7 protein-coding genes are annotated in these 7,554 nt (G+C 70.1%); 3 read left to right on the top strand and 4 right to left on the bottom strand.

Annotated features, from left to right (window positions below; genetic code table 11):
* Positions 1-91 precede the first annotated feature (91 nt).
* The 3 genes from VME70_10070 to VME70_10060 are packed head-to-tail and all read right to left on the bottom strand — an operon-like array spanning position 92 to position 3,974.
* The gene (locus tag VME70_10070) at positions 92-1,648 is read right to left on the bottom strand and encodes an alpha/beta fold hydrolase (GenBank protein HTW20542.1); all 1,557 of its coding nucleotides are present in this window, start codon (positions 1,646-1,648) and stop codon (positions 92-94) included.
* A gap of 38 nt (positions 1,649-1,686) precedes the next feature.
* Complete coding sequence (serC, locus tag VME70_10065) at positions 1,687-2,808, bottom strand: phosphoserine transaminase (protein HTW20541.1); 1,122 nt, start codon at positions 2,806-2,808, stop codon at positions 1,687-1,689.
* A 38-nt stretch (positions 2,809-2,846) separates the two neighbouring features.
* Entirely contained in the window at positions 2,847-3,974 is a 1,128-nt protein-coding gene (locus VME70_10060; protein HTW20540.1) for a citrate synthase 2, read from the bottom strand.
* 157 nt (positions 3,975-4,131) lie between these two features.
* Between VME70_10060 and pdxH the strand changes: the two genes are divergently transcribed.
* From pdxH to VME70_10045, 3 genes are read left to right on the top strand one after another with little or no spacing between them, the layout of a single operon-like run.
* Positions 4,132-4,779 carry a pyridoxamine 5'-phosphate oxidase gene (pdxH, locus tag VME70_10055; protein HTW20539.1) on the top strand — a complete coding sequence of 216 codons (648 nt, stop codon included), beginning with the start codon at positions 4,132-4,134 and terminating at the stop codon, positions 4,777-4,779.
* Positions 4,776-6,089 (top strand): MFS transporter, encoded by a 1,314-nt coding sequence (locus VME70_10050; GenBank protein HTW20538.1) that lies wholly within the window; start codon positions 4,776-4,778, stop codon positions 6,087-6,089. The genes pdxH and VME70_10050 overlap by 4 nt, the downstream gene beginning before the upstream one ends.
* Positions 6,090-6,099: 10 nt before the next feature.
* Positions 6,100-6,771 carry a UdgX family uracil-DNA binding protein gene (locus VME70_10045; GenBank protein ID HTW20537.1) on the top strand — a complete coding sequence of 224 codons (672 nt, stop codon included), beginning with the start codon at positions 6,100-6,102 and terminating at the stop codon, positions 6,769-6,771.
* A gap of 37 nt (positions 6,772-6,808) precedes the next feature.
* On the opposite strand, the gene VME70_10040 is transcribed toward VME70_10045, so the two are convergent.
* Positions 6,809-7,501 (bottom strand): anti-sigma factor, encoded by a 693-nt coding sequence (locus VME70_10040; protein HTW20536.1) that lies wholly within the window; start codon positions 7,499-7,501, stop codon positions 6,809-6,811.
* Positions 7,502-7,554: the final 53 nt, after the last annotated feature.

Genomic DNA, 7,554 nt, shown 5'->3' with positions numbered 1-7,554 from the left:
GGAACGACAGCGAACCGATGTCCACCGCCGGCCCGCTGCCTCCGCCGGTCTTGCCCTCACTGGGCGGAAGCAGGACCAGCACGCGAGGCGCCTACTGGCGGAACCGGCCGCTTGGCCGGTCGGCGGTCGCCACCCGACTGTTCCCGCTGGCCGCCTTGGGGACGGGAAGCGGCAACGGCTTGCAGAGCAGGTCCGGGCCGTCCCAGTCCTTGCGCGACGGTCGGGCCCCCGATTTCAGGTACGCCGCGATCCGGTCGTCGACGCAGGCGTCACCGTCGAGGGTCCCGGCATGGACGGTGCCACCCGGCTCCGCAATCAGGCTCGAATGCGGGTAGAGCCGGCGTACCTCGAGGCTGCCGGCGAACGGCGTGGCGGCGTCCAGCGTCTCGTCGATCAGCAGCGCGCTCTTCGTCGCCGAGCCGTCGATCGTGACCGGCTTGTGGGCCTTGGCGCCCCAGTAGATGCATGGCGAGTTGAACCACGCATTGCCCCACGTGAGGAACGGGTACTTCCTCGCGTAGGCGTCGTTGTCCTTGCGCCAACGGCTCCACGAGGTCGGCCAGTGCGCATCGGTGCACTCGACCGCGCTGTAGACCTCGAAACCGTTGTCGCCGTTCGGGGCGTCGGCATCCCGGTACTGGCTGAGCATCGGCGCGGTCTTGCCGTGCAGCGCGTACGCGCGCCAGGCCTGCGCAAGCGACTCCCAGCCGAAGGTGTCGTAGCCGGAGTCCAGGAACGCATCCGACCACTCGTCCGGCCCGAGCTTCCCGTCCGGGTGCTTCGACAACGTCGCGACCGTTGCGTAGAAGCGCTTTGCGACCGCACGCTCGGTGCTGCCGAGGTGATAGGTCGCGTCGTACTTCGCCACCCAACGGAAGTAGATGATGCTGTTCCGGTTGAACGCGCGGTCCTGGTCGAGGTTGGCCTGGTACCAGACCTTGCGCGGGTCGACGTTGCTGTCCAACACCATGTACTTGAGATGGGTCGGGAACAGGGTCGAGTAGACCTGCCCGAGGTAGGTGCCGTAGGAGAAGCCGTAGTAGGAGATCTTTGCGACCCCGAGTGCTTCACGGATCGCGTTCATGTCCATCGCCGAGTCGACGGTGGTCATGTTCTGCAGCAGCTGCGGGTACTTGCGCTCGCACCGGTCGGCATACGCCTTCGACCGGGCCAGCCAGTAGTGCAGCAAGCTCTTGGTGCTCGGCGTGTATGCGCGACGTGGCGCGTCGAAGTAGCCGTCCTGGCAGTGCAGGGCGGGCCGGCTCAGGCCGACGCCGCGCGGATCCCAGCTCACCCAGTCGTAGTCGCGGCCCACGCCATGCGGAACGGCCGGCTCCAACTCGGCGCCGAGGTCGATCCCGGAGCCGCCGGGCCCGCCCGGGTTGGACAGCATGACGCCGCGGTAGTTGGCAGTGGACGAGGTGTGCCGCAGCAACGAGAGCTCGAGGGTGATCGTCCGCCCGCTCGGGTCGTTGTAATCCATCGGTACGGCGAGTGCTGCGCACTTCACCGTTGTCTTCGCCGGTTGGTAGACCGATGCCGGGCACTTGCCCCAGTGCACCGTGGGCGTGACGTGGGCAGCGCTCGGCACCACTCCCACGGCCGAGCTCGGCACGGACACCGCGAAGCCGGCTGCCGCGACGACCATTGCCGTGGCCGCGCCAAGGCGTCGGGTTGCTCGGTTCCTCACAGTCGGTCCACCACCCAATCGATACATGCGGTCAGCGCTTCGACATCGGCCGGTTCGATCGCGGGGAACATGCCGACTCGCAGGCCGTTGTAACCAGCGGCGCGGTAGGCCTCCACGTCGACGATGCCGTTGAGACGCAGTGCCTTGGTGACCGAACCCGCATCGATCTCGTCGTGCAGCCGGATGGTGCCGACCACCAGCGACCGTTTCGCCGGATCCGCCACGAACGGCTCGGCGTACGACGACTTCTCCGCCCACGAGTACAGCCGGCTGCTCGAGTCCGAGGTCCGCTCGACCGCCCAGCGCAGGCCACCGCTTCCGTTGATCCAGTCGAGCTGCTCGGCCATGAGGAACAACGTCACGAGCGCGGGCGTGTTGTAGGTCTGCTCGAGCCGGGACTGCTCGATCGCGATCGACAGATCGAGGGTCGCCGGAACCCAGCGCGACGGAACCAGCCGCCCGACCCGTTCGATCGCGGCCGGCGACAGCACCGCGATCCACAGCCCGCCTTCGGATGCGAACGCCTTCTGCGGCGCGAAGTAGTAGGCGTCGGCGTGCGTCAGGTCCACCGGCAGTCCGCCCGCCCCGCTGGTCGCGTCGACGAGCGTCAGCGCATCGCGTCCGGCTCCGCTGGGTCGCACCACGCGGGTCATGACGCCGGTGGAGGTCTCGTTGTGCGGCCAGCAGTACGCGTCGACGCCGTCCTCGGCCACCAAGGCGGGCGCATCACCCGGCTCGGCACTGCGTACCGTCGGCGACTCAAGGAACGTGGCCTTGGTGACCGCCGCGGCGAACTTCGAGGAGAACTCGCCGAACGCCAGATGCTGCGAGCGCGACTCGATCAGGCAGAACGTCGCGATGTCCCAGAACTGGGTCGCACCGCCGTTGCCCAGCACCACCTCGTAGCCGTCGGGAAGCGCGAACAGCTGGGCGACGCCGTCACGCACGCGTTTGACCACCGAACGCACGCCGTCGCGCCGATGCGACGTGCCGAGGTACGACGTACCGGTGGCTGCCAGTGCGGCCAGCTGCGCGGGCCGGATCTTGGTCGGGCCCGAGCCGAACCGCCCGTCGCTCGGTCGCAGGTGGGACGGGATCGCGAGCGAGGTCGACGTCACGGCGGCCAGCCTAGGAGACCGGCAGCGAGGGAAAGGGCTCAGCCGGCGGCGGGTGGCGCGATCGTGATCTGGTCGGCGCCCTCGACCGACTCGACCGGCCGTGGGCCCGGCCCGACGTAGCGCGCCGACGGCCGGATCAGGCGCCCGGTGCGCTTCTGCTCGAGGATGTGCGCGCTCCACCCTGCCACCCGGGCACAGGTGAACATCGACGTGAACATGTGCGCCGGCACCTCGGCGAAGTCGAGGACCACGGCCGACCAGAACTCGACGTTCGTCGCGAGCACCCGGTCGGGGTAGCGCTCCTTGAGCTCGGCGAGCGCTGCTTCCTCGAGCGCCTCCGCGACCTCGACCCGGGGAGCGCCGAGCTCCTTCGCGGTCCGGCGGAGCACCCGGGCGCGCGGGTCCTCGGCCCGGTAGACCCGGTGCCCGAAGCCCATCAGCCGTTGCTTGGAGTCCATCAGCCGCTTGACGTAGCGGCGGGCGTCGCCTTCTTCCGCGACCTCGTCGAGCATCTTGAGGACCCGCGACGGCGCACCGCCGTGCAGCGGGCCGGAGAGCGCTCCTACCGCGCCGGAAAGGCAGGCCGCCGCGTCGGCGCCGGTCGAGGCGATGACCCGCGCCGTGAACGTCGAAGCGTTCATGCCGTGCTCGGCCGCCGAGACAAAGTAGGCATCGACGGCGCGGGTGTGCGCCGGGTCGGGCTCGCCCCGCCAGCGGACCATGAACCGCTCGACGATCGTCGAGCACTCGTCGATCCGCTTCTGCGGGACCATCGGCTGCCCGAGCCCGCGCGCGGCCTGCGCGACGAACGACATCGCGGTCACCGAGCAACGGGCCAGGTCGTCGCGCGCCTGCTCGTCGTCGATGTCCATGAGCTGCTGCAGCCCCCACGCAGGCGCGAGCGTGGCAAGCGCGCTCTGTACGTCGACCCGGATGTCGCCGGAATGGATCGGCACGGGGAACGGCTCGGCGGGCGGCAGTCCGGGCGCGAACTTCCCGTCGACGAGCAGCCCCCACACGTTCCCGTAGCTCACCCGGCCGACGAGGTCCTCGATGTCGACGCCGCGGTAGCGCAGCGCAGAGCCCTCGCGGTCAGGTTCGGCGATCTCGCTCTCGAAGGCGACGACGCCCTCGAGTCCTGGGCTGAAAGTCGGCTCATCGGCCATTGCGGGCTCCCTGTGCTGCGTCGCCTTGTGGGCGAGATGATCGTGCTCCGCCTATGCCGGTCGGCCGGTCAGCGGGCTGCCGCTACCTCCATTGTGCTACTCGCCGGTAGCCACACGCTCGGCAGGATGCTCGCGGCGTTCGTGAGAGCGTCAAGCGGTGACCGAACCGACCGCCATCGACCGGCTGCGGGAACGGCTCCAGACCCAGGGGCTGCGCCGTCGCGACCTCCCGGCTCGGCCGATCGAGCTCTGGCAGAGCTGGTACGACGAGGCGCATCGGTCCGGTCTGTACGAGAGCAACGCGATGATCGTGTCCACGGTCGACGCGGACGGGACGCCGAGCAGCCGCAACGTGCTGTGCAAGGGCGCCGACGACAACGGTTTCGTCTTCTTCACCAACTACCTGTCGCGCAAGGCGCAGGCGATGGCGGCTGAACCACGCGTCTCCTTGTTGTTCTCGTGGCACCAGATCGCGCGGCAGGTAATCGTGAGCGGGGTCGCCGCTCCGATCCCGCGAGCGGACTCCGAGGCCTACTTCGCGAGCCGGTCGCGAGGGGCGCAGCTGTCGGCCGCGGCGAGCGAGCAATCCCAGGTCCTGGACAGCCGCGACGAGCTCGAGAAGCGAGTGGCCGAGCTCAGTGAGCGCTACGCGGGCGTCGACATCCCGTGCCCGCCGCACTGGGGCGGCTACCGGGTGCGCCCTGCGGCGGTGGAGTTCTGGCAGGGCCGGCAGAACCGGTTGCACGACCGGTTGCGCTACCGGTCGACCGGCGACGGCTGGGTGATCGAGAGGCTGAACCCGTGACGGAGTCCTCCGGTGAAGCCGGCGAGGACGCTGATCCCACCGGGTCCGATCCGGCTGCCGCGCCGCGGCCACCGCTCTGGCAGCGGGTCGCGGCCGATCTCACGCCGCTTCGCGAGAGCGCGGACTATCGGCGCTGGTGGGGCGGGTACGTCGTCTCCAACATCGGCAGCCAGGTCACCATCGTTTCGGCGCAGCTGCAGATCTTCCGGTTGACGCACTCCTCGCTCTACGTCGGCCTCACCGGTCTGGTCACCGTCGTACCGCTGATCATCTGCGGCCTGGTCGGCGGCTCGATCGCCGACGCGATGGACCGCCGCAAGCTGGCCCTGCGCACGAGCTCGCTGCTCACCATCCTGTCCGGGCTGATGCTCAGTCAGGCGGCGCTGCACCTCGGCCGGCTGTCCGTCATCTACGTCCTTGTCGGCGCGCAGGCCGGAGTGGCCTCGATCGACTCGTCGGCGCGCGGCGCAATGCTGCCCCGCTTGGTACGGCGCGAGCTCATCCCCGCCGCGAACGCGCTCGGCCAGATCAGCCAGAACACCGCGCTGACGACCGGACCGCTGCTCGCCGGTCTGATCGTCGGCACCCTCGGCTTCCCGTACGCCTACGGCTTCGACACGATCTCCTACGCGACGATCCTCTACGCGATGTACCGGATGCCGCCGCTCCTGCCCGAAGGAGGTGCGGCTCGTCCCGGCCTCCGGTCGGTCGGTGAAGGGCTGCGGTTCCTCGGGCCGCGCAAGAACCTCTTGATGACCTTCCTCGTCGACATCAACGCGATGGTCTTCGGCATGCCACGCGCGCTGTTCCCCGCGCTCGCCGCCAACACCTTCGGCGGGGGAGCCGGCACCGCAGGTCTGCTCTATGCCGCCCCTTCGATCGGAGCCCTGGTCGGTGCCGGAACCTCCGGCTGGGCCGGCCGGATACGACGGCAGGGACGCGCGGTGCTGGTCGCCGTCGGCTTCTGGGGTGCGTCGATCGCCGTCTTCGGCCTGGTGCACGTGCTCTGGATCGGTCTGATCCTGCTGGCGATTGCCGGCGCCGCCGACATGGTCAGCGCGATCTTCCGCAACACGATCCTGCAGGTCGCGACGCCGGACTCTTTGCGTGGCCGGCTTCAGGGCGTGTTCTTCGTCGTCGTTGCCGGCGGCCCGCGCTTCGGCGACATCGAGGCCGGTACGGTGGCCAGCCTGGCGGGTACGGAGTTCGCCGTGGTCTCCGGCGGGATCGCCTGCCTGGTCGGCCTCGCCGCGCTCACCGCGAGGTTCCGGTCCTTTGCGGCGTACGACGCGCGTGATCCGGTCCCATGATGGAGCCGAGATGACGAGCGCGGCCGACTTCGTTCCTCCGGGTGCGAGCCTGGACCGGTTGCGCGCCGCTGCCCGCGAGTGCACCGGTTGCGCGCTGTACCGCGACGCGACGCAGACCGTGTTCAGCAAGGGGCCGGCGTCCGCGCGCATGGTTTTCGTGGGCGAGCAGCCCGGCGACATCGAGGACCGTCGGGGTGAGCCCTTCGTCGGACCGGCCGGGAAGCTGCTCGACCGAGCCGTCGAGGAGGCCGGCCTGGATCCTGCGGACGTCTACACCACGAACGCGGTGAAGCACTTCAAGTTCACCCGGGGTAGCGGCCCGCGCCGCATCCACGCCACTCCGGATCGGGCGGAGATCCTGGCCTGCCGGCCGTGGCTGGTCGCCGAGTTCGCGGTCCTGTCGCCGCAGGTCGTCGTTGCGCTCGGCGCCACCGCTGCGAAGGCGCTGTTCGGGCCCGGGTTCCGAGTCACGCGATCACGCGGTGTGCTGATGCCCTGGCCGGCGAGCGCCGAGCACCCGGAGGAGTTCGGCCAGGACGGCCGCGACGAGGAAGACGGCGCGGCGAGCCCGTTCGCGATTGCGACCCTTCACCCTTCGGCGGTCCTGCGGGCCGATGACCGCGAGCTCGCCTTCAAGGGACTGGTCGAGGACCTGCGGCTGGCCGCGTCGGCGCTGGGTTGACGCACGCCGGGTTGAACTGGCGCGCGGCAGACGGGGCTCAGCTCGCGGTGCCCGAGGCGAGCGTGTTGGACGGCATCACCGGCGGCGGCCCGGAGTGCTCGAGGCTGACCGCGAAGGCCGCGGTGTCCGAGTACGGCGACTTCAGTGAGGTTCGCGCCGAGTTGCCCTGCGCCCCGCTGAACTCAGCGATCGCGGTCGCGGTGCCGTTGCGCGGCAGCTGCCACAAGACGTAGACCTTGCCGGCCGGTGCCGGCGGCATCGCCGTCGGCTCGATCGTCACGCGCTCGTTTCGGACGACGACGGACGCGACCGCCTTCTTGCCGGCGTCGAGGGTGATCGTGTGACAGCCCGCTGAGGCGCTGCACCCGGATCCGCCCGATGCCACCTGCCAGGCGGTGAGCCCGCCGGCGACGAGGACGACTGCGGCGGCCACCGCGAGGACCCGGCGCGAGACGGCGTAGCGACGCCGGCCGGCCAGGTCGCCGACCGGCGTCGAGGCCTGGGTACCGACGACGGTGCTGCGAATCGTGGTCCATGAAGGCGCCGCGTCGACGTCCGGGAAGTGGGAGATCGAGCCGAGTTGGGCGGCGACGTACTCGTGATCCGAGAGGTCGGCTGCGCAGGTCGGACAGGTTTCGAGGTGCGCCTCGAACTCGGCCTCGTCGGCCGGATCCAGCGCGTGCAGCGCGTAACCCGCGGCCAGCTCCTCCCAGCGGCGGTGGTCAGTCATTGGACACCGTCCCGTCGCCCTCCGAGCCGCTCAGCAGCGCCCGCAGCTTGCGC

The sequence above is a fragment of the Mycobacteriales bacterium genome (assembly GCA_035504215.1).
Classification (GTDB): domain Bacteria; phylum Actinomycetota; class Actinomycetes; order JAFAQI01; family JAFAQI01; genus DATAUK01.
Note: the sequence above shows the minus strand (reverse complement) of the source record. Positions and strands in the feature narration are given on the sequence as shown.